This is a genomic window from Ancylobacter crimeensis (genome assembly GCF_023016805.1).
Taxonomy (GTDB): domain Bacteria; phylum Pseudomonadota; class Alphaproteobacteria; order Rhizobiales; family Xanthobacteraceae; genus Ancylobacter; species Ancylobacter crimeensis.
Map to the genome: position 1 here is coordinate 144,020 of NZ_JALKCH010000010.1, position 22,624 is coordinate 166,643.

Here is a 22,624-nt window from a genome sequence, read left to right on the forward strand (position 1 = left end):
CCAAGCACCGCACATCATGACCTTACGCATGACGCGCCCTCGCGCATTCCTGCTCGCCGCCTCCCTTGCGGGAAGCCTCTTCGTCGCCGGCTCGCCGGCCTTCGCGCAGCAGAATGGCGACTTTTTCGGCAACCTCTTCAAGCCGCCGGGTTCGGTTGGCCAGGGGCAGCCGCAGCAGGCTCCTCCGCCCGACGATGGCGTGACCACCCGGGTGGAGCGGTTGGAGAACCAGCTTCGCCAGTTGACCGGGCAGGTTGAGGAGCTGCAGTACCACAACCAGCAGCTTGACCAGCAACTGAAGCGGTTCCAGCAGGAATTCGACTACCGCATGGGCGGCACCGGCGGCGCTCCGGCGGCTTCTCCGGGCGCGGCGCCCGCACAGGCGGCCCGTCCGCCGGGCCCCGCTGCGGCACCTGCCGCCGCTCCTCCGCCTGCCGCTGCCGGCCGACGTTCGGATGCCTTCGACCCGAATGCGCAGCCGGCCGCGCCGGGTGCGCCCCGCCAGCTCGGTGCCGCGCCGCAGTCCGCGCCGATGGATGGAGGCGCCACTGCCGATGCCGGCACCTTACCTCCCGCAGGCGGCGGGCAGCCGGCGGCTGCACCCGCGCAGGGCAACAGCCCCAAGGAACTGTACGACCTCGCCTATGGCTATGTGCTGCGCCAGGATTACGGGCAGGCCGCTTCGGCCTTCCAGACCTTCGTGCGGCAATATCCCAATGACCGCGCGGTGCCGGATGCCTATTACTGGATGGGCGAAGCCGATTATCAGCGCCAGATGTATAAGGAAGCGGCGCAGAGCTTCCTCAAGGTTTCGAGCGATTATCCCAATGCCGTGAAGGCGCCCGACGCCATGCTGCGGCTGGGCCAGTCGTTGCAGGCCATCGGCGAGAAGGACGCGGCTTGCGCGACCTACAACGCGATCGGCAACAAATACCCCAAGGCTTCCGCCAGCGTCCGGCAGAATGTGGATCGGGAGCAGAAGCGTGCCCGCTGCTGACGGCCCGTCCCGACAGCATGTTTCGGCCACACCGTCCCGGCGCTCAATGGCAGAGATCGACCTTCACCGCCTTTTTCAGTCGCTGAACCAGCACCACAGGGTGCTTCTGGCCGTTTCCGGCGGACCGGACTCAACAGCGCTGCTGCTGCTCGCACGGCTGTGGCGTGAAGAACTGGATGACGGGCCGGACCTTTTTGCCGCCACCGTCGACCATGGTCTGCGCCGCGCTGCGCGGGAGGAGGCGGAGATGGTCGCTCACCTCTCGGAACGCCTCGGCATTCCGCACGACATTCTCACCTGGGACGGCGAGCATCCGACCGCCGGCATTCAGGAGGCGGCGCGCAACGCCCGTTATGCCCTGCTCGCCTCCCATGCCGGCAGTATCGGTGCCACCGCGCTGGTGACCGCCCATACCAGCGACGACCAGGCCGAAACCGTGCTGTTCCGCCTGATCCGCGGCTCCGGCATAGCCGGGCTGGCGGGCATGGCGCCGGAGCGGCAGATCGGCGCCTTCACCTTGCTGCGGCCGTTCCTCTCGCTGCCCAAGACTGCGCTGGTCGCGACCTGCGAGGCGGCGGGCGTAGAGGCTATCCGCGATCCTTCCAATTTCGACCCGCGCTATGCCCGCGCCCGGTTGCGCGCCGAATTGCTGCCCTCCCTCGCGGCGGAGGGCCTCAGCGCCGATGGTCTCGCCCGCTTTGCCGCCCGCATGCGGCGCGCGGATCTCGCCCTGCAGCGGGTGACCGAGGACGCGCTGGAGCAGATCTGCCCGCAACCCTGGCCGGAAGGGGCTCCCCTGCGGGTCGATCGCGATGTCTTTCTCGACCTGCCGGAAGAAATTGCCCTGCGCGTTCTTGCCCGGCTGGTCGAACATGTGGGCGACGAAGGACCGGCGGAACTCGGCAAGCTGGAGGCTCTTATGCGGTGGATCACCAGCCGTGTGGGACAGAGCGGGCCCGCCGGCCGCACGCTCGCAGGAGCGCTGGTGAGGCTGGAAAGAGACAGCCTCATGGTGGCGCCCGCACCGGCCCGCCGCTTCCCGCTCCCGACCACGTGACGGGATTTCCGTGCCACGAATGTGCCGCGCACCGGCCCGCATCTTGGCAAGGCGCCGCGCTGGACCTAAATTACCGAACGAGAGGGGATCGGCACGGCACCGGCGGCCCCCGCGTCGGGGAATCCCGGCGCCGAAAGGACAATGATGAACGCCAATATCCGCAATTTCGCCCTGTGGGTGATCATCGTCCTCCTGCTTTTGGCCCTGTTCTCGCTCTTCCAGAACCCGGGCCAGCGTCAGGCGGCGAATGACATCAGCTTTTCGCAGCTGCTGAACGAGGTCGACCAGGGGCGCGTGCGCGACGTGCTGATCCAGGGTCCGGAGATTTCCGGCACCTTCAGCGACGGGCGCACCTTCCAGACCTACGCTCCGAACGACCCTTCGCTGGTGCAACGCCTTTATGGCAAAGGCGTCTCGATCACGGCCAAGCCGCTGCAGGACAATGTCCCGTGGTTCGTGAGCCTGCTGATCTCGTGGCTGCCCTTCATCGCCCTCATCGGCGTGTGGATTTTCCTGTCCCGGCAGATGCAGGGGGCGGGCGGCAAGGCTATGGGCTTCGGCAAGAGCCGGGCGAAGCTCCTCACCGAAGCGCATGGGCGTGTGACCTTTGAGGACGTGGCCGGCATCGACGAGGCCAAGAGCGATCTCACCGAGATCGTGGAATTCCTGCGCGACCCGCAGAAGTTCCAGCGGCTCGGTGGCCGCATCCCGCGCGGCGTGCTGCTGGTCGGCCCCCCCGGCACCGGCAAGACGCTGCTCGCCCGCGCGATTGCGGGTGAGGCGAATGTGCCGTTCTTCACCATTTCCGGTTCGGACTTCGTCGAAATGTTCGTCGGCGTCGGCGCCAGCCGCGTGCGCGACATGTTCGAGCAGGCGAAGAAGAATGCGCCCTGCATCATCTTCATCGACGAAATCGACGCGGTCGGCCGTCATCGCGGCGCCGGCCTCGGCGGCGGCAATGACGAGCGCGAGCAGACCCTGAACCAGCTTCTCGTTGAGATGGACGGCTTCGAGGCCAATGAGGGCATCATCCTCATCGCCGCGACCAACCGCCCCGACGTGCTGGATCCGGCCCTGCTGCGCCCCGGCCGTTTCGACCGCCAGGTCATCGTCCCCAACCCGGATGTCGTCGGCCGCGAACAGATTCTGAAGGTTCACGCCCGCAAGATTCCGGTCGCGCCGGACGTGAACCTCAAGGTGATCGCCCGCGGCACGCCCGGCTTCTCCGGCGCCGACCTTGCGAATCTCTGCAACGAGGCCGCCCTGATGGCCGCGCGGCGTAACAAGCGCATGGTCACGATGGTCGAGTTCGAGGATGCCAAGGACAAGGTGATGATGGGCGCGGAACGCCGCTCGCTCGTCATGACCGAGGACGAGAAGATGCTGACCGCCTATCACGAAGGCGGCCATGCCATCGTGGCGCTCAACGTGCCGGCCACCGATCCCGTCCACAAGGCGACGATTATTCCGCGCGGCCGCGCACTCGGCATGGTCATGCAGCTGCCCGAACGGGACAAGCTCAGTATGTCCTACGAGCAGATGACCTCGCGCCTTGCCATCATGATGGGTGGCCGCGTTGCCGAGGAACTGGTGTTCGGCCACGACAAGGTGACCTCTGGTGCGGCCTCCGACATCGAGCAGGCGACCCGTCTCGCCCGAATGATGGTGACCCGCTGGGGTTTCTCGGATGAACTCGGCCGGGTGGCCTATGGCGAGAACCAGGACGAGGTGTTCCTCGGCATGTCGATGCAGCGCCAGCAGAACGTCTCCGAGGCGACGGCGCAGACCATCGACAAGGAGGTTCGCCGTCTGGTCGACGAGGGTTACGAGGAAGCGACGCGCATACTGACCGAGCAGCGCCACCAGCTCGAAGCGCTGGCACGCGGTCTTCTGGAATACGAGACGTTGTCCGGTGACGAAATCGTCAACCTGCTCGACGGCCATCCCCCGGTGCGGGACACCACCATAGAGCCGGCCAATGTGCGCGGCTCTGTGGTGCCGACCGCCGGCAAGAATCGGCCGCGGCCGGATACCGGCATGGAGCCCCAGCCGCAGGCCTGATCTCGGCAGGACCTGACAAGGAAAGGCCCGCTCCCGAGCGGGCCTTTTGGTTTGCGGGCCAGACCTTCCGTCTGTTGCTTTGCAGGGCTCGGCTCCGGGGGCCTAGCTCTCCAGTTTGCCGCGATTCGTGAAATGGGCGTTACCCAGCCCCGTACCGATGGTGAGCACTCCCCATCCCTCGACATCCGCCATGAAGGGGCGCTGGCTCAGTCCCTGCACGACGGCATCGTTGTGCATGACCACCACGGTCTCGTCCCCACGAATGGCCGGAATCGCTTCGCGCAGCGCTTCCGGCAGGTTGAAGCGACTGCTGCTCCAGTTGCCCGGGAGATTCTGGGCGCCTTCCTCGATGGAGCCGTCCGGCGCGATCGCCCCCGGGCAGCCAATGCCGATGAACGGCGCCAGCTGCATCCCGCTCTTCTCCGCACCGGCGATGAGACCGTTCAACATGTCTACCAGGCGCTCGATTGCGGCGGCGCGATCGACCTCCTCATCGGCATGACGCCAGAGCTCAGAGGCGTTTACCGCTACGGCGGAAAGGTCCGGCTTCTTCTTGGCATTGAGCTCGACGATGCCGGCGCGAATATTGCTGCCGCCGATATCGACCGCCACGATGCTGTCATGCCCGCCGAACATCCAGCTTGGAGCCAGATGCACCGCGCCGATCAGACCGGCCTCGTCCGGGTCGTGGCGTATCGGCGCCAGCTCGATCTCGGTGCCGGCCTGGCGCAACAGCAGCTCCGTGCGGGCGATGGCGATCTCTGCAAACCGGCTGGCGCGCAGGCCGCCGCCGACGGCGATGCGCTGGGTGTCCCGCCATTCCTTGGTGCGGAGCAGGCGTCGGGCGACAGTGGCGAGCTGCTGCGCATAATCCTCGATCGCGCTCAGCATCACCGCCTGGCCACGGACGTTCCCTTCAAGGAAGGTTTTGTCGAGAGAGCGTTTCGAGAGTTCGCTGGTGGGCGTGTCGTCGAACAGATCCTTTCCTTTCCGCGCGGCCAGTTCCCTCCAGGTGTCGAGGCCTTCGAAAAACGCGGCACGCCGCGCCTTGTCCCCGACAAAGCCTTCTTCATCCCGCAATTGGCTGTTGTAACCATCCACCTCCACAGCCGGCAGACGTGTGGAACCGTGACCTGCGAGAGGCGCCACGCTGGCCTGCTGAGCTGTTCTGGATTTTGACATCTGACGACCATCCCCTGTTCGTTCGAGAACAACGATGTCGCTTTCGCTTTGTTTCCGGCGGGTCTTCGCCAAGACATGGCGACGTATTGCGCGGCGCAGGCCCGTGCTTTGCGATGACGGTCACCGAACGTTAATCCCGGCACATCAGATGTGACACAATGGAACGGCGAAACCCGCTAGAAGACGAACGGGCGAACGACAGGTTGACGAGCATGGCGCGCAAATTCTTCGGCACGGACGGCATTCGCGGGCGGGCAAACGGCGTGATCACGCCTGAGCTGGCACTTCGCGTCGGCATGGCCGCGGGTGTGGTTTTCCAGCGCGGCGAGCACCGTCATCGCGTCGTCATCGGAAAGGATACGCGCCTGTCCGGCTACATGATCGAGAATGCCTTGGTCGCCGGCTTCACCTCGGTGGGCATGGACGTATTGCTGCTCGGCCCGATGCCGACGCCGGCCGTGGCGATGCTGACCCACTCCATGCGCGCCGATATCGGGGTGATGATCTCCGCCTCGCACAATCCGTTCGACGACAACGGCATCAAGCTGTTCGGCCCGGACGGCTACAAGCTGTCCGATGCGATCGAAAGCGAGATCGAGGCGCTGCTGGAAGGCGATCTCGAATCGAAGCTGGCAAAGCCCGCCGCCATCGGCCGCGCCAAGCGCATCGAAAGCGTGCATGCCCGCTACATCGAATTCGCCAAGCGGACGCTGCCGCGCAACCAGTCCTTCGACGGCATCCGCGTTGTGGTGGATTGCGCCCATGGCGCGGCCTATCGCGTGGCGCCCGAAGCGCTGTGGGAACTCGGCTGCGAGGTGGTGGCGATCGGCGACAAGCCGGATGGCTTCAACATCAATCGCGAGGTCGGCTCGACCGCGCCGGAAGCCCTCGCCGCCAAGGTGCGCGAGGTGCGCGCGGATATTGGTATCGCGCTCGACGGCGATGCGGACCGGGTGCTGATCGTCGACGAGAAAGGCCATCTGGTCGATGGCGATCAGCTCATGGCCGTCGTCGCCGAGAGCTTCAGGGATGACGGCCGGCTCTCGCGCGACGGCGTGGTGGCGACCGTCATGTCCAATCTCGGTCTCGAGCGGCACTTCGCCTCGCTCGGCCTCTCGCTGGAGCGCACCCCGGTCGGTGATCGCTATGTGCTCGAGCACATGCGCACCCATGGCTACAATGTCGGCGGGGAGCAGTCCGGCCACATCATCCTGTCCGACTATTCGACGACCGGCGACGGCCTCGTGGCGGCTCTCCAGGTTCTGGCCGTGGTGCAGAAGATGGGTCGTCCCGTCTCCGAGGTCTGTCACCGCTTCGATCCGCTGCCGCAGATCCTCAAGAACGTACGTTACAAGAGCGGCCGTCCGCTCGAGGTCGAAAGCGTGCAGAAGGCCATCGCCGCGGCCGAGCTCAAGCTGAACAGCCATGGCCGGCTGCTCATCCGCCCTTCCGGAACGGAGCCGGTCATCCGCGTGATGGGGGAGGGCGACGATCGCGATCTGGTCGAAGCGGTGGTCGACGATGTCGTCGAGGCGGTGGGTCGGGCTGCGGCCTGACGCGTGACGCCGCACAAGAAAAGGGCGCCCGAACCTTCCGGCCGGGCGCCTTTTTCGTATCTGGCCCGGGCGCTCGTCAGCCGTCGAGCCGGCGCAGCAGGCCGCGATAGATCTCGTCGTCGTCGCACAGGCCGGCAAGGCGGCCGAGATTGTCGACCAGGAGAATCGGCAGGTCGGTGTGTCGCTTCAACTCGATCGCCGCCTTCAGGCGCAGATCGACCGGGGCGACGATGCAGTCGGCGGCCTCCGCGTCCTTGTCGTCGATCCTACCGGCCTCGCCATCGGCGGTCGCGATCAGGCCGGAGCGGCCGTCGAGATCGAGGGAGATCGGGCGGTCTTCGCCGTCCACCTTGACCCGCACCCGCCCGTGCTTGTCGAGCAGCACGGCATCGCCCTCGCGCTTCAAGTTCCCCGCCGGGCGCATCACCGCCGTGCCGCGCAGCACGTTGAGCGGGTTCATGTGTTTCACGAATTCGGCGACATAGGCATTGGCTGGACGCAGCAGGATGTCTTCCGCCGTACCGGCCTGCACGATCCGGCCGCCTTCCATGATGGCGATGGTGTTGCCGAGCTTGAGCGCCTCGTCGAGGTCATGGCTCACGAAGACGATGGTCTTGTGGATGCGCTTCTGCAGGTCCAGCAACTCATCCTGCAGCTTGTCGCGGATCAGCGGATCGAGCGCGGAGAAGGGCTCGTCCATCAGCAGGATGTCCGCATCGGTCGCGAAGGCCCGGGCGAGGCCGACGCGCTGCTGCATGCCGCCGGACAGCTCGTGGGTATATTTTTCCGCCCAGTTGGTGAGCCCCACCATGGCGAGCTTTTCGTCGACGATACGGCTCTTCTCTTCGGCCGGCGTGCCGCGCAGCTCGAGGCCGAAGCCGACATTGTCCCGCACGGTGCGCCACGGCAGCAGACCAAACTGCTGGAACACCATGGAAACGGTGTGCATGCGGATGTCGCGCAGCGTGTTCTCGTCGCAATGCGCGACATCCACCGGCTTGCCGCGATGCTCGACGATAACTTCACCGCGCGCCACCTCGTTCAGCCGGTTGATGGCGCGCAGGATTGTGGATTTCCCGGAGCCGGAAAGACCCATCAAGACGCAGATCTGGCCGCGCTCAACCTTGAGGCTCACCCCGGCGGCGCCGAGAACCGAGCCGGTCTGCGAGAGAATCTCCTCGCGGGTCTTGCCGGCGTCGATCAAAGCAAGGGCCCGCTTCTGCTCCGGGCCGAAGACGATATCGATATTGCGGAACTCGACGGCTGCCATGCCTGGCCCCCTCAGCTCTTGCGCGACGGCCGTTCCGGCCGCTTGCAGACACGGTCAAGCACGATGGCGAGCACGACGATGGCGAGGCCCGCTTCGAAGCCCATCGCGATGTTCACGGAATTGAGGGCGCGCACCACCGGTTTGCCGAGCCCGTCGGCGCCCACCAGGGCGGCGATCACCACCATGGAGAGGCTGAGCATGATGCACTGGGTGATGCCGGCCATGATGGTCGGCAGGGCGTAGGGCAGCTCGATCTTGAATAGGAGCTGCCGCTTGGTGGCACCGAACGCCTTGCCCGCTTCATAGAGGTTTGGCGGAACCGAGGAGATGCCGAGATGGGTCAGGCGGATCGGCGCCGGGATGGAGAAGATCACCGTGGAGATCAGACCCGGCACCGCACCGAGGCCGAACAGCACCAGCGTCGGGATCAAGTAGACGAAGGTCGGGATCGTCTGCATCAGGTCGAGGACCGGCCGGATGGCGGTGTAGAGCCAGGGACGGTGCGCCGCCGCGATCCCGATCGGCACGCCGATCACCACGCAGACGATGGTGGCGCAGATGACAAGGGAAAGTGTCTCAATCGTCGCCTGCCAGTAGCCGAGATTGGTGACCAGCAGCAATGCGCCGACGATAAAGACGACAAGGCCGATCGACCGATGCACCAGCCACGCGCCGAGCCCGAACAGGGCGATCAACAGTAGCGGAGGGATATAGAGCAGCCCGGTGGTCAGCCCGTTAATGAGGCCGCCCAGCACGAGGGAGATGAAATCGAAGACGCTCTGCCCGTGTTCGGTCAGGAGATCGACGAAGTTCTTGAGCCACAAGCCGAGTGGGATCTTGTGCTCGGTGATCCAGTCATACATCGGGCGTTCCCCGTCGCCGGCGGCAGGATGAACAAGCGCCTGTCGGTGAAGGGCTCCGCGCCGCTGAAGGCGACGCGGAGCGGCGATATCAGAGCTTCAGGCTCTTCTTCACGGCCTCGACCGCAGGCTTGCCGTCGAAGGTGGTGACGCCCGCCAGCCAGGGTTCCCAGGTCTTGGCGTTGTCCTTCAGCCACTTCTCGGCGGCCTTGGGCGCCTCCATCCCGTCGAACAGGATGTAGCCCATGGTCACGTTCTCGTCGTCGATGTCGAACTTCAGGTTCTTGATGAACTGACCGACATTCGAGCATTCCGTGACATAGCCGGCGCGAGCGTTGGTATAGACCGTAGCGCCGCCATAGTTCGGGCCGAACACGTCGTCGCCACCCGACAGGTAGTCGATCTTGTACTTGGTGTTCATCGGGTGCGGTGCCCAGCCGAGGAACACGATCGGCTCCTTGCGGCGGGTGGCGCGGTCCACTTGGGCGAGCATGCCCTGCTCGCTCGATTCGACGAGCTCGAAGCCCTTGAGCCCGAACTTGTCGTCCTTGATCATGTCCAGGATCAGGCGGTTGCCGTCATTGCCGGGTTCGATCCCGTAGATCTTGCCGTCAAGCTTGTCCTTGAACTTCGCGATGTCGGCAAACGACTTCAGGCCCTCATCGAAGAGGTATTTAGGAACGGCAAGGGTGTATTTTGCCCCTTCCAGATTGGGGCCGATGACCTCGACCGACTTGTCCTCCACATAGGGCTTTCGGTCGGCTTCCATGGTCGGCATCCAGTTGCCGAGGAACACGTCGATGTCCTTGGTCTGCATCGACTTGTAGGTCACCGGGACCGAAAGTACCTGCGTCTTCGGGGTGTAGCCGAGCGCTTCAAGGATCGCGGAGGAGATGGCGGTGGTGGCGGTGATATCGGTCCAGCCGACATCGGCGAACCGGACGGCCTTGCACGCTGCGGGTTCGGCCGCCTCGGCACCCGAGACCGCTGCGTCCCGGAGGAAGGGGGCCGCAAAGACCGCGAGGCCGAGGGCGGCGGTCGCGAGGAATTTCAGGCTGCGCATCGTTCGCTGTTCCCGTTATTGAGCGACGTGGTCGATGGCCGGCACCCGGCGCGCAAAATCGCGCCGGTCGGTGTCCGGTTCAGGTTGGCACCGACATTTCGCGTGTGGCCGGTTGCCGACGAGGACATCCTACAGGGTCAGCGTCGAGGCCGCACGTGCCCACTTTGGGGCTTCTTTTGAACGGTTATTCAACAACGCTCGATGCTGTTTGTCACGCGTAATTTTCAATCAGAAACCCAATATTTATGCGCATTTATACGCCAGTTTGGATATGGTCGACATCGCACCAGAATATATGCGTCCACCATGTCCGGCTCTATTGTCGGGGCTTTTCGCGGCGTTCGCTTTGTGTATTATTTGGCTGTTCAATTAACGCAGCGACGACGAGGTCCGTATGCCTGTTCGGGCGGAGGCAAGAGCTGGCATGGAGGCAATGGCCGGCGTGGAGTCGAAGGCCGGTGCCCAGCGCGAGGATGAGATCCGTCGTCGCGAGCCAGAGGACGTGCGCCGGCGTCAACTGATCGATGCGACGATCGATTCGTTGGCCGAGGTCGGCTTCAACGCTTCCACTCTCGCCCAGATCGCCCGCCGCGCCGGCGTCTCGCCCGGTCTCGTTGCCCATTATTTCGGTGACAAGGACGGTCTTCTCGAAGCGACGCTGCGCCATCTCGCCCGGCGGGTCGGCGCCGGAGCCGCCTCCCGCCTCGCGGCCGCCCGCACCCCACGCGAGCGTGTGCAGGCGGTGATCGACGCCAATCTGGCGCCGGAGGAGTTCGACCAGCGGTCCGGCAGCGTCTGGCTCGCCTTCTGGGGGCAGGTCCTGCATTCGGAGCAGTTGCGCCGGGTCCAGAAGATCTACCAGTCGCGCATGCTCTCCAACCTTACCCACAGCCTCACGCCGCTGGTCGGTCAGGAGCCGGCGCGGCACCTCGCCATCGCCGTGGCCGCCGTGATCGACGGCCTCTGGCTGCGGTCCACCCTTTCGGCGACGGGGGAAACGGATTCCGTCACCGCCCGTGCCATCGCCACGGCTTTCGTCGACGGGCAGCTTGCCCGCTCGGCCGCACCCGCAACGACCGGACCTGCTGTCATGTCGAACACCGTGCCTCTTCACCACAACCATATCGGCGGGCGCTTCTGTCCTTCGGTGAGCGCAGAGACATTCGAGACCGTCAATCCCGCCACCGGCGAGGTGCTGGCGCGCATCGAGATCGCCGGCGAGGCCGAGGTCGAGGCGGCGGTCGTCGCCGCCCGCAAAGGGCAGAAGGTCTGGGCCGCAATGACCGGCACCGAGCGCGGCCGCGTGCTGAAGAAGACGGCCGAATTGCTGCGCGCCCGCAACGACGAACTGGCACGGCTGGAGACGCTCGACACCGGCAAGCCGATCCAGGAAACCATCGCGGTCGACGTTCTCTCTGGCGCGGACTGCCTCGAATATTACGGCGGCATCGCAGCCACCCTGTCCGGCGAGCATGTCGATCTCGGCAGCACCGCCTTCGGCTATACCCGCCGCGAGCCGCTCGGCATCGTGGCCGGGATCGGGGCGTGGAACTACCCGCTCCAGATCGCCTGCTGGAAGAGCGCCCCGGCGCTCGCCTGCGGCAACGCCATGATCTTCAAGCCCGCCGAACTCACTCCGCTCACCGCCCTGACGCTCGCCGAGATCTTCAGGGAAGCCGGCTTGCCGGACGGCGTGTTCAATGTGGTGCAGGGCTTTGCCGATACCGGACGCCTGCTCACCCGCCATCCTGCCATCGCCAAGGTCTCGCTCACCGGCGAGGTCGGCACCGGCAAGAAGGTGATGGCGGATGCCGCCGGCACGCTGAAATACGTCACCCTCGAACTGGGTGGGAAATCCCCGCTGATCGTGTTCGAGGACGCCGCTCTCGACGACGCCGTCTCCGGTGCGCTGCTCGGCAATTTCTATTCGGCCGGCGAAGTCTGCTCGAACGGAACGCGCGTCTTCGTCCATGAAAGCGTGCGCGCGGCCTTCCTCGAAAAGCTCAAGGTCCGTGTGGCGAAGATGAAGGTGGGTGATCCGCTCGATCCGGAGACCCAGGTCGGGACCCTCATCTCGCGGGCGCATATGGAGAAGGTGCTCTCCTATATCGGCAAGGGCCGGGACGAGGGGGCGAAGGTGCTGATCGGCGGCGAGCGCGTGACCGCCGACGGGCTCGAAAAGGGTGCCTTCGTCGCCCCCACCGTGTTCGACGGCTGCTCTGACGCCATGAGCATCGTGCGCGAGGAGATCTTCGGGCCGGTCATGACCGTGCTGTCCTTCACCGACGAGGAGGAGGTGATCGCGCGGGCCAATGACACGGTCTTCGGCCTCGCTGCCGGCGTTTTCACGAAAGATCTCGCCCGCGCCCATCGGGTCATCGCGCAGCTCCAGGCCGGCACCTGCTGGATCAATCACTACAACATCACGCCGATCGAGCTGCCCTTCGGCGGCTACAAGCAGTCCGGTCTCGGCCGGGAGAACGGCAAGGCCGCGATCGAGCACTACACCCAGCTCAAGAGCGTCTATGTGAATCTCGGTCCGGTCGAGGCGCCGTATTGAGATGGGAGCCGCGCTGATGACCGAGAATGCCCGCAGCTACGACTACATCATCGTCGGCGCCGGCTCGGCCGGTTGCGTGCTGGCGAACCGTCTGACCGAGGATGGCAGGAGCACCGTCCTGCTGCTGGAATATGGCGGCTCCGACAAGTCCATCTTCATCCAGATGCCGAGCGCGCTCTCCATTCCCATGAACATGGAGAAGTACAACTGGATGTATGAGAGCGAGCCGGAGCCCGGCCTCGCCGATCGCCGGATGCATTGTCCACGCGGCAAGGTGCTCGGCGGCTCGTCCTCGATCAACGGCCTCGTCTATATCCGCGGCAATCCGCTGGATTTCGATGGCTGGCAGGACCTCGGCGCGCAGGGTTGGGCGTATCGCGACGTGCTGCCCTATTTCCGCCGTGCCGAGGGGCGGCGCGATGGCGGGGACGCCTATCGCGGCGCCGACGGTCCGTTGAAGACGACCTATGGGCCGCTTGAAAACCCGCTCTATCAGGCCTTCGTCGAGGCGGCGCGCGAGGCGCGCTATCCGGTGACCGACGATGTCAACGGCTATTCCCAGGAGGGGTTTGGGCGGATGGACATGACGGTGAAGGACGGGGTGCGCTGGTCTGCGGCGAACGCCTATCTCAAGCCGGCCCTCAAGCGCTCCAATCTCACCGTTGAGACCCACGCCCGCGCCGAGCGCGTGATCATGGAGAGACGCCGCGCGGTGGGCGTCGCCTATGAGCGGGGCGGAACGCAGCATATAGCCCGTGCCCGGCACGAGGTGATCGTTTCTTCCGGCCCCATCGCCTCGCCGCAACTCCTGAAGCTGTCCGGCATCGGCCCGGCTGAAGAGCTGCGATCCTTCGGCATCGAAGTGGTGGCTGACCGACCCGGCGTCGGCGAGAACCTGCAGGATCATCTGGAATTCTATTTCCAGCAGGCCTGCACCCAGCCGATCACGCTCTATTCCTCGATGGGCCTGCTCGCCCGCGGCAGGATCGGCCTGCGCTGGATGATGCGCAAGGACGGGCTCGGGGCGACCAACCATTTCGAGACCTGCGGCTTCATCCGCTCCAGGCCCGGGGTGCCCTATCCCGATATCCAGTATCATTTCCTGCCGCTCGCCGTGACCTATGACGGGCAGGGGCTGGCCTCCGAACACGGCTTCCAGGCCCATGTCGGGCCAATGCGCTCCAGGAGCCGGGGCTGGGTGCGGCTGCGCACGGCCGATTATCGCGACAAACCGCGGGTCTTCTTCAATTATATGAGCCACGAGGAGGACCGCATCGAGATGCGGGCCTGCGTGCGGCTTACCCGCGAGATCTTCGCCCAGAGGGCGCTCGAGCCCTATCGCGGCCGAGAGATCCAGCCGGGCCCGAATGTGGTGAGCGACGAGCAGATCGACGATTTCGTCGCCCACAAAGCGGAGAGTGCCTATCACCCCTCCTGCACCTGCAAGATGGGAGCACTGTCCGATCCGATGGCGGTCGTCGATCCCTCGACGCGGGTGATCGGGGTGGAGGGCCTGCGCGTGGTGGATTCCTCGATCATGCCGCGGGTCACGACGGGCAATCTCAACGCGCCGACCATCATGCTGGCGGAGAAGGCGTCCGATCATATTCGCGGCGTGCCGATGCTGGCAGCCTCCAATGCGGCCTATTATCAGGCCGAGGACTGGCGCGTCGCGCAGCGCTGAGGCAGCAGAGGGCGGCGCAGGCCGCCTTTTTCTTGCCTGAGAGTGTCAGCGGCGCAGGACGCCGAGTTCGCGCAAATGCGCGATGATCTCCCGAGCGGCTTCATCGGGCGCCGGATCGACCAGCAGGCGTCCGCCCCCGGCGGCGGATTCCGTCGCCGCCTTGAGGCGGTCCGCCGCCGAGGCGCCGGCGGCGGCCTTGGCGATGAGCTTGGGACGCTTGCGATAGGGCCGCTCGTCGATCGCCGCGCCCGACCGCAGCGCAGCCTGCCCGGCGCGACGTTCGACGGTTCCCCGCCGGGCGGCGGCAAAGGCGAAGGGCAGCGCGGTGGGAGCTGCCGGATGCACGGTCACCACGGCCGGCAGACGCACCGTGACCCGGCGCCGCGCCCCGCGCGGCAAAGCCTGCACCACATGCACCGCGCCTTCCCCCGCCGGCTCGATGGCGACGGCATCGGCGATGATCGGCAGACCGAGCGCCTTGGCGAGGGCATAGGGCAACAGGCCGCTGTCGTCCGCACCCTGTGCCTGACGACCGGCGAGGATCAGGTCGGGACGATCTGTGGCGAGCGCTGCGACGAGGCCCGCGAGCGGATCATCCTCGACTGCCGTTTCCAGCCAGAGCAGCCGGGGCAGCCCCTGTCCGAGCGCATCACGCACCGCATCCGCTGCCGGGCCGGCATGAAGGCCGGTCAGCTCCGGCGTCCCGAGCGTGTGGGCGAGGCGGATGGCCTGCAATTCGACCGCGGCGGGGCAGGGACGGCCGGACACCGGATGAAGACCGGCCGAGAGCAGCACGGTGACCTTCATGCGGTCGTCTCCGTCTCACATTCCAGCGCCGCGAGCAGCGCGGGCATCACCTTCTGCGCGTCGGCGACGATGGCAAGACCGGCCCGCTCGATCATCGCGGCGTGCAGGTCGGTGTTGACCGCCACCACATGCTCGCAGCGGGCGATACCCTGCAGATGTTGGGGAGCGCCGGCAATGCCGAGCGCGAAATAGCAGGTTGCTTCCAGTACTGTGCCGGACGCACCCACCTGCGCGGCGCGCGGCATGAGGCCGGCATCGCAGACCACGCGGCTTGCGCCCGGAGTCGCGCCAAGAGCGGCAGCGACAGCGCGGAAGCCATCGAAATCGGTGACGCCATTGCCCGCCGACACCACGAAGCCGGCTTCGCCGAGCGGCACGCGGGCGGGATCGGCGGGGATGATTTCCGCGGCCAGGATCGCGCGGCGCGTGGGGACAGTCGGCATCGGGTCGTCCTGCAGCGCGCGCGCCTCGCGGGGAGCGCCGGCATAGGGCAGCGCTGCATCGGCGGCGAGCGAGATGAGGCGCGGCGGGGCGCGGCGCTGCTCGACCCTCCGACCCCGGCTGGCTCGGGTCACGGCATTAGCGGCGATGCTCTCCGCCCCGGCGAACAGCGCTTCACCGAGATCCGCCGCCACGCGCCGGGCGATGTCGCCGCCGTCCACGCTCTCAGGGAACAGGGCATGGCGGACGCCGAGCCCGTCAACCGCCATCGCGATACTGGCGGAGCGGCCTTCGGGGTCGTAGCCCGTGCTGGCTTCGACCAACAGCACGCGGTCGGCGCCGGCCGGGCCGATCTCCTCGCAGGGCTCGGCGAGCAGTGCGAGCACGGCGCCTCCCTTTTCCGCCAGCAGCCGCGCGGCGCCGATCATCTGGCGGTCATGCGGGGTCAGGCGGCCGCCGGGCGCATCGGGTACCACGGCGACGAGGAAAGCCGGCTCCTCGATGACGATCAGCCGCGGCGCAGCCGCTGTCTCGGCTGGTGCCGCGATATGAAGGGGCGTCGAGACACTACGCTGCGAGCGGTCGAGCCGGCGGCGAGAAGTGCCGGCCACCAGCATACGCTCGACTTCCGCGCGCGGATTGCGGCGCAGCCGACCTCCGGTCGTCTCGGCGGCGGCAGCAAGGTCGAAGCGCGGACGGGCGGTGCCGTCGATGCGGTGCGCGGCGCGTTCGGTGCGCGGATCCCGGCGCAGGCGCATGGTGCTCATGCCACCGGCTCCGGCTGACGGGCGGCGCGGTTGTCGGCAGGGCTCGCCGCTGCCTCGACCGCCATCAGCACGAGTTCGGAAATGTCGCGCACCTCCGGCCGTTCACCGGTGACGCCTTCCAGCATCGCGGTGCATTGCGGGCAGGCCACGGCGACGATGCCGGCACCCGTGGCCGCGGCCTGCCCCATACGGATGTCGGGAATGCGGGTCTCGCCCTCGATGTCGCTCAAGGGCGCGCCGCCGCCACCGCCGCAGCACATGGAGCGCTTGCCGTGCCGTTCCATCTCCACGCGGTTGAGGCCCAACCGATCGAGCAGCCGGCGCGGGGCTTCCACTTCGCCATTGTAGCGACCGAGATAGCAGGGGTCGTGATAGGTGACGTCCGCCAGCGCCAGCGCACCGGGCGCCAGATGTCCCGCGGCGACCAGTTCGTCGAGCAAGGCGGCGTGGTGCACCACGTCGTAATGTCCGCCAAAGGCCGGATATTCATTGCGCAGCGTGTGCAGCGCATGGGGATCGGCGGTGAGGATGCGGCGGAAGCGGTAGCGCGCCAGCGTCGCGATGTTGTCGCCGGCCAGCCGCTGGAACGTCGCTTCGTCGCCGAGCCGGCGGGCAAGGTCGCCGCAGTCCTTTTCCTCCGGCCCCAGCACCGCGAAATCAACCTTCGCCAGATGCAGGAGCTTGAGCAGCGCGCGCAGGCTGCGGCCATGGCGCATGTCATAGGCGCCCTCGCCCAGCCAGAGCAGGATGTCCGCCTCTCCACGCGCGGAGATCAGCGGCAGGGGGACGCCAGCGGCGAAATCGGTGCGGGCCACCAGCGGGCGGCCCTGCGCGTCGTCTGCATAGCGCAGCTCGGCCAGCGCCGGGGCTGCCTTCTCCGGCACCGCGCCGCATTCCAGTGTCTCGTGACGGCGCAGGGAGATGATGGCGTCCACATGCTCGATCATCATCGGGCATTCCTCGACGCAGGCGCGACAGGTCGTGCAGGACCAGAGCGTGTCCGGGTGGATCATCGCCTCGCGGCCGATGATCGCCTGCTGCGGACCGCCCACACCGGCGACCGCGCGGGCGTGGGGATAGGGGCTGCCGGCATAGGCGGCATTGGTGCCGCCGGGCACGATGGTCGCGGCGAGGTCCTGGATCAGCTTCTTCGGGTTCAGCGGCTGGCCGGCGGCGAAGGCCGGGCAGGCGACCTCGCAACGTCCGCACTGGATGCAGGCATCAAAGCCGAGCAGCCGGTTCCAGGTGAAGTCGGCGGGCGTCTCGACGCCAAGGCGTGGCGCTTCGAGATCAAGCGGTGCCAGTGCGGTCTCACGCCTTCCCTCAAAACGACCGGGACGGGGATGGGCGACGAGGTGCAGGGCCCCGGCGAAGGCATGGCGCATCGGCCCCCGGTCGAGTTGCAGTACCAAGCCCATGCCGCCGGCCGCCGCCAGCCAAAGTCCGGGCCAGGCGAGCAGCCAGAGCCAGCCGCCGGAGGCTGCATCCAGTGCAACGAGGAAGCAGCCGGCGGCATAGCCGATCAGAAGCAGCGGCAGCATGTTGAACCGTCCGCCGGACAGCCGCGCTGGCTTCGGCGTGCGGCGTTTGCGCACCATGGCGCCGCCCGCAAGCATGGCGGCGAACAACAGGGCGATCAGTGCCCAATAGAGGCGAAATCCTCCGGCCAGGGGCGCCAGCAGCAGCAGGCCCGAGCCGGCGAGCAGGCCGCCGGCGGTCAAGGCGTGCATCCGTGCGGTGAAGGGATCGCGCCCGACCACATGGTGCACATCGACCAGATAGCGCTTCGGCAGCGCTTGGATGCCCTTCAGCCAGTCGACCTGCATGGGGCGGCCGGCCCGCCAGAGCGAGACGCGCCGGCCCATCATCACCGCCGCGATGACGGCGAGGACGTACAGCATCGCAACGAGTGACACGGCGGGGGCGCTCATGGCGGGCTCAGGGCTTCGGCATCCGGTTCAGGAGCCCTTTCCCGGGAGGGGAAAGGGCAGGCTCACGTCGCGGCCGGATCAGATGTCCTTGCACAGCCGCAGGGCATCGTAGATCGCGGCGTGGATGTTGCGGCCGGTCCAGGCGTCGCCGATGCGGAACAGCGCATAGCCGCCCTTGCCGACGGCGGGCTGGGTCTGCCCGGCCACCATGGCGTCGAGATCCGTCGCGCCGTCATTCACCGATCCGGTGCGCAGGTCCTCGAACAGGCCGGTCACCGGCAGCACGCCGTAATCGACCACCACGCGATCGACCACGCGCTCTTCCTCGGCTTCGGTCATGGTGTTGCGGAGCGCCGCGATCAGGCGGTTGCCTTCCGGGTAGACCTCGATGAGCTCCATATTCGGGCTCATCACCACGCCGAGCTTGTAGAGTTCGCGCAGATGGATCGGCTGGTTGGTGGTGCCGACCTCTTCCGCGATCATCCGGTCATGGGTGGCGACCTCGACCAGGCAACCCTTCTTGGCCAGCACTTCGGCGGTGGAGGAGGCGTTGTGACCACCGATCTCGTCATAGACCAGCACCGTGCCGGTCGGTTCGACCGCGCCGGTCAGCACGTCGGTGGTGGTCACGACGTGCTCGGAACCCTTGGCGTAACCCTGGATCGGCTGGCCGCCGGTCGCCATGATGACGACGTCGGGCGCCTCGGCCAGTACCATGTCCGGCGTCGGGGCGGTGTTGAGGCGGATGTCGACGCCCTTCTTCTGCACCTGCGCGTAGAGCCAGCGCGGAATGCCGGAAAGGGCCTCGCGCCAGGTCGCCTTTGCCGCGACGTTGATCTGGCCGCCGACCTTGTCGCTCTTCTCGAACAGCACCACGGAATGGCCGCGCTCGGCGCAGACGCGGGCCGCCTCCAGCCCGCCGGGACCGGCACCGACCACCACCACCTTGCGCTTCACCTGCGCCGGGGCGATGACGTGGGGCATGAAGGCCTCGCGCCCGGTGGCCGCGTTCTGGATGCACAGCGCGTCGCCGCCGACATAGATGCGGTCGATGCAGTAGCCTGCGCCGACGCATTGGCGGATGTCGTCCTCGCGGCCTTCGATCAGCTTCTTCACGAGATGCGGATCGGCGATGTGGGCGCGGGTCATGGCGATCATGTCGACATGACCCTCGGCGACCGCGCGGGCGCCGGTGGCGAGGTCGGTGACGCGCTGGGCGTGGAAGATCGGCACCTCGACCTCGCGCTTGATCGCGCTGGGCAGGAACAGGAAGGGCGCCACCGGGAAGGACATGTTCGGCAGCGAGATGGCATGGGCGATGTGGTCGCGGGCCTGCCCGCCGAGCACGTTGAGGAAGTCGACCAGCCCGGCCTTGGCATAGGTCGCGGCGATCTCGACGCAATCCTCGTGGCTGAGGCCGTCGGCGATCATCTCATCGCCGGACATCCGCATGCCGATGACATAGTCGTCGCCGACCGCCTCGCGCATCGCCTGCAGCACCTCGATGCCGAAGCGCATCCGGTTCTCGAGGCTTCCGCCATATTCGTCGGTGCGCTGGTTGACCGACGGGCTCCAGAATTGGTCCACCAGATGGCCGTGCGCGGCGGAAATCTCGCAGCCGTCGAGCCCGCCTTCCTTGCAGCGGCGCACCGCATCCGCGAAGCTCTTCACCACGCGGCGGATGTCGTTCCTGTCCATCTCGCGTGGAATGGTGCGCGAGGCCGGCTCTCGGCGCGGCGAGGCGGAGATGGTGGGGAACCAGTGCTCGGTGTCCCACTTGGTGCGCCGACCCATATGGGTGAGCTGAATCATCAGCTTGGCGCCGTGGGCATGCACCCGTTCGGCGAAACGCTGGAAATGCGGGATCACGCTGTCGTCGGCGACCGAGATCTGCGCCCAGGGCGCGGCCGGGCTGTCCAGCGCCACGGACGACGAGCCGCCGAACATGGTGAGGCCGATGCCGCCCTTGGCCTTTTCCGCGTGATAGAGCTGGTAGCGCTCCTGCGGCTTGCCGTCCTTGCCGTAGCCGGGAGCGTGGGAGGTCGACATCACGCGGTTGCGGATGGTGAGACCCTTGATGGTGAGGGGCTTCAGCAATGCGTCGGCATTGGCGATCATGGCGGGGCCTTAGCGCTCCTGAGGGCAACCATGCCGGGAATGTTCAAGCGGCACGATAGGGTGCGCGCGGAGTTTAGAGACAGAACAAACGCGCCATCGCGCCAGTAGCTTTGCGACCGCACGGTGACGCACGGCCGAATAAGGCGCAAAGCCTTGGGGATTCACGGCTTCGGGTGCCACGCCATGCGCCGCAGCGCAGGCCCAGCGAGGGCGAGAACGATGAGCGCCAGCGGCACGCAGAAGACGAAACCGACATAATGGAAGCCGAGCGCGCCGACCACGCCGCCGAAGAAGAAGCAGACGACGAAGCAGGACAGCAGCTTCAGCTTCTCGCGGTCTGCGAACACAAGCTGCGTGCCGTTCTTCCGGCGCACATGGTTCATGTAGAACAGTTTGCCGAGCTCGATGCCGAGGTCGGTCACGATGCCGGTCATGTGGGTGGTGCGGATCTTGGCGCCCGACAGCTTGGTGACGGTCGCGTTCTGCAACCCCATGATGAAGCAGAGCACTGCCACCGCGGGCACGAAGACCAGCACCGAGGCCTTCGCATGACCGCCAAGCACACCGAAAGCCAGCAGAAGCAAGGCTTCCAGCGCCAGCGGCAGAGCGTATTCCTGGCCGGCGCGGTGCAGCCGCGCCCAATTCACCATCATGGCGGAAGTTGCCGCGCCGGCGAGAAAGGGCAGCAGGGCGCCGAAGCCGGCAATCACCAGTCCGCCGGCGCCCACCACCAGATTGTCCGCCATGCCCGAGACGATGCCGGACATGTGCGAGGTGTATTGCCCGACCGCGAGCAGGCCACCGGCATTGGTGGCGCCGGCCACGAAGGTCATGCACAGGCCGAGCCGGGCATCGGCGAGCGGGGTGCGCTCGGCGCCCAGCATATGGGCGGAGAGGTCGGAATAGCGATCCGCAAGGCTGCGGGTGTCGACGTGGGAATGCGCGTTCATGGCGGAACCGCGTGCCGGGAGCGGAGCGGACGGGTCATGGCGAGGCCCGGTGCCGGCACCGTGGGAAACATCGTCCGAAGCCATGGCTTCGGATTGCGACTTTTGCGCGGTGACGTCCGACATGCCTTCCGCCTTCCGGGCGGCGGAGAGTGTTCGCCGGTGCCGGATATATCCTGAAAACGCAATGCGTTATCACAAGTGTCGCGCGTGTTGCGCGGCGCGGCAAGCACCATTGCAAGGCGCATGGCAGACATGTGCGCGCTTTTATTCCCCCGTCGGGGCGAGACCGCCTGCCGTGGTCGGCGACATGCTGCGTTCCTGGCGCGGCGAGCGGCCGAAATGGCGGGCATAGGCGGTCGAGAAATGCGCCGCCGACTGGAAGCCACAGGCAAGACCCACGGCGGTGATGCTGAGCTTGGACAAGCGGAGCAATTCGCGCGCCCGCTCGAGCCTGATCACCATCTGGTAGGCGGCCGGGGTTGCCCCGAGATGGCGGCGGAAGAGGCGCTCCAACTGGCGGGCCGACACGTCGAGCCGGGCGGCGATGGCGGCGATGCCCGGCGGGTCGTCGATCGCGTTTTCCATCAGCCGCACCGCGCGGGCCAGCGTTGGATCCGGCAAGGCGGGGCGGGGCCGGGCCGGGCGGGCGCTGCGCTCGCTGCCGGCCCGGTTGCGCGCCTCGGAGGGCGCGCGCTCCAGGCTGAACTGCTCCGAAACCCGGCTGACGACGCCGCGCCCGCAGCGGGCCTCGATCAGCGCCAGCATCATGTCGAGCGGTGCAATGCCGCCGGTGCAGGTCAGCCGGTCGCCGTCGATGACATAGGCGTCCTCGACGAAATCAATGTCGGGAAACTCTTCACGGATCGCGGACAGGTTCTCCCAGTGTATGGCGCAGCGATGGAAATCCAGAAGCCCCGCCTCGGCCAGCACGAAGCTGCCGGTGCACAGCGCACCCAGCGCGACGCCGCGGCGGGCAAGGCGGCGCAGCCCGTCCTCGAGCGCGCCGCCGGACGCATGGCGCACGTCGATGCCGCCGCACACCAGAAGCAGGTCTAGCGGCCCGGCCTGGGCCAGCGGCACGGTGGGATGCAGGGTCAGGCCGTTGCTGGCAATGGCGGGCAGGCCGTCCAGCGTGGTGACGCACCAGGAATAAAGAGCTGTTTCCGTTACATAATTCGCCATGCGCAGCGCTTCCAGCGCATTCGCGCATGCGATCAGGGAGTGGTTCGGCAGGGTGAGGAAGCCGATCCGGGTCAGCGCTGAGAGGTCGGTGTCCTTGGCCATCTGGTTTCCGACTGTTGCTCCCGCATGGCGGATTGG

General features: G+C 66.8%; 16 protein-coding genes. 6 read left to right on the forward strand and 10 right to left on the reverse strand.

What is annotated here, in order from left to right; genetic code table 11:
* Positions 1 to 28 precede the first annotated feature (28 nt).
* The 3 genes from ybgF to ftsH all read left to right on the forward strand — a co-directional run bounded on the left by ybgF (position 29) and on the right by ftsH (position 4,115).
* The gene (ybgF, locus tag MWN34_RS15610; RefSeq protein WP_247030230.1) at positions 29 to 997 is read left to right on the forward strand and encodes a tol-pal system protein YbgF; all 969 of its coding nucleotides are present in this window, start codon (positions 29 to 31) and stop codon (positions 995 to 997) included.
* A 46-nt stretch (positions 998 to 1,043) separates the two neighbouring features.
* Positions 1,044 to 2,054: a tRNA lysidine(34) synthetase TilS gene (tilS, locus tag MWN34_RS15615; RefSeq protein ID WP_247030231.1), complete on the forward strand. Its 1,011-nt coding sequence runs from the start codon at positions 1,044 to 1,046 to the stop codon at positions 2,052 to 2,054.
* 144 nt (positions 2,055 to 2,198) lie between these two features.
* Entirely contained in the window at positions 2,199 to 4,115 is a 1,917-nt protein-coding gene (ftsH, locus tag MWN34_RS15620; protein ID WP_247030284.1) for an ATP-dependent zinc metalloprotease FtsH, read from the forward strand.
* A 102-nt stretch (positions 4,116 to 4,217) separates the two neighbouring features.
* Here the strand turns inward: ftsH and MWN34_RS15625 are convergent, their stop codons facing one another.
* Entirely contained in the window at positions 4,218 to 5,369 is a 1,152-nt protein-coding gene (locus MWN34_RS15625; protein ID WP_247030232.1) for an ROK family protein, read from the reverse strand.
* A gap of 140 nt (positions 5,370 to 5,509) precedes the next feature.
* Here MWN34_RS15625 and glmM point away from each other — a divergent pair, with 140 nt between their 5' ends.
* The gene (glmM, locus tag MWN34_RS15630; RefSeq protein ID WP_247030233.1) at positions 5,510 to 6,853 is read left to right on the forward strand and encodes a phosphoglucosamine mutase; all 1,344 of its coding nucleotides are present in this window, start codon (positions 5,510 to 5,512) and stop codon (positions 6,851 to 6,853) included.
* 76 nt (positions 6,854 to 6,929) lie between these two features.
* On the opposite strand, the gene choV is transcribed toward glmM, so the two are convergent.
* From choV to MWN34_RS15645, 3 genes are all read right to left on the reverse strand, one after another.
* Complete coding sequence (gene choV / locus MWN34_RS15635; RefSeq protein ID WP_247030234.1) at positions 6,930 to 8,123, reverse strand: choline ABC transporter ATP-binding protein; 1,194 nt, start codon at positions 8,121 to 8,123, stop codon at positions 6,930 to 6,932.
* Positions 8,124 to 8,134: 11 nt separating this feature from the next.
* Complete coding sequence (choW, locus tag MWN34_RS15640; protein ID WP_247030235.1) at positions 8,135 to 8,986, reverse strand: choline ABC transporter permease subunit; 852 nt, start codon at positions 8,984 to 8,986, stop codon at positions 8,135 to 8,137.
* 88 nt (positions 8,987 to 9,074) lie between these two features.
* The gene (locus MWN34_RS15645) at positions 9,075 to 10,046 is read right to left on the reverse strand and encodes a choline ABC transporter substrate-binding protein (RefSeq protein WP_247030236.1); all 972 of its coding nucleotides are present in this window, start codon (positions 10,044 to 10,046) and stop codon (positions 9,075 to 9,077) included.
* A gap of 424 nt (positions 10,047 to 10,470) precedes the next feature.
* On the opposite strand from MWN34_RS15645, the gene betB reads away from it, so the two are divergent.
* Together betB and betA are read left to right on the forward strand one after the other, a co-directional pair.
* Positions 10,471 to 12,606 carry a betaine-aldehyde dehydrogenase gene (betB, locus tag MWN34_RS15650; protein ID WP_247030237.1) on the forward strand — a complete coding sequence of 712 codons (2,136 nt, stop codon included), beginning with the start codon at positions 10,471 to 10,473 and terminating at the stop codon, positions 12,604 to 12,606.
* A gap of 16 nt (positions 12,607 to 12,622) precedes the next feature.
* Complete coding sequence (betA, locus tag MWN34_RS15655) at positions 12,623 to 14,290, forward strand: choline dehydrogenase (RefSeq protein WP_247030238.1); 1,668 nt, start codon at positions 12,623 to 12,625, stop codon at positions 14,288 to 14,290.
* Between the two features lie 45 nt (positions 14,291 to 14,335).
* On the opposite strand, the gene MWN34_RS15660 is transcribed toward betA, so the two are convergent.
* The 6 genes from MWN34_RS15660 to MWN34_RS15685 all read right to left on the reverse strand — a co-directional run bounded on the left by MWN34_RS15660 (position 14,336) and on the right by MWN34_RS15685 (position 22,588).
* Positions 14,336 to 15,097, reverse strand: coding sequence for an electron transfer flavoprotein subunit beta (locus tag MWN34_RS15660; protein ID WP_247030239.1), 762 nt, complete (start codon positions 15,095 to 15,097; stop codon positions 14,336 to 14,338).
* A complete protein-coding gene (locus tag MWN34_RS15665; protein ID WP_425532128.1) occupies positions 15,094 to 16,305 on the reverse strand; it encodes an electron transfer flavoprotein subunit alpha/FixB family protein in 1,212 nt (403 codons plus the stop codon). The genes MWN34_RS15660 and MWN34_RS15665 overlap by 4 nt, the downstream gene beginning before the upstream one ends.
* Positions 16,302 to 18,236: a (Fe-S)-binding protein gene (locus tag MWN34_RS15670; protein ID WP_281503042.1), complete on the reverse strand. Its 1,935-nt coding sequence runs from the start codon at positions 18,234 to 18,236 to the stop codon at positions 16,302 to 16,304. Before MWN34_RS15670 ends, MWN34_RS15665 begins: the two co-directional genes overlap by 4 nt.
* Before the next feature lie 78 nt (positions 18,237 to 18,314).
* Positions 18,315 to 20,354: an oxidoreductase gene (locus MWN34_RS15675; RefSeq protein ID WP_247030240.1), complete on the reverse strand. Its 2,040-nt coding sequence runs from the start codon at positions 20,352 to 20,354 to the stop codon at positions 18,315 to 18,317.
* Positions 20,355 to 20,515: 161 nt separating this feature from the next.
* A complete protein-coding gene (locus tag MWN34_RS15680; protein WP_247030241.1) occupies positions 20,516 to 21,304 on the reverse strand; it encodes a YoaK family protein in 789 nt (262 codons plus the stop codon).
* A gap of 264 nt (positions 21,305 to 21,568) precedes the next feature.
* The gene (locus tag MWN34_RS15685) at positions 21,569 to 22,588 is read right to left on the reverse strand and encodes a GlxA family transcriptional regulator (RefSeq protein ID WP_247030242.1); all 1,020 of its coding nucleotides are present in this window, start codon (positions 22,586 to 22,588) and stop codon (positions 21,569 to 21,571) included.
* Positions 22,589 to 22,624: the final 36 nt, after the last annotated feature.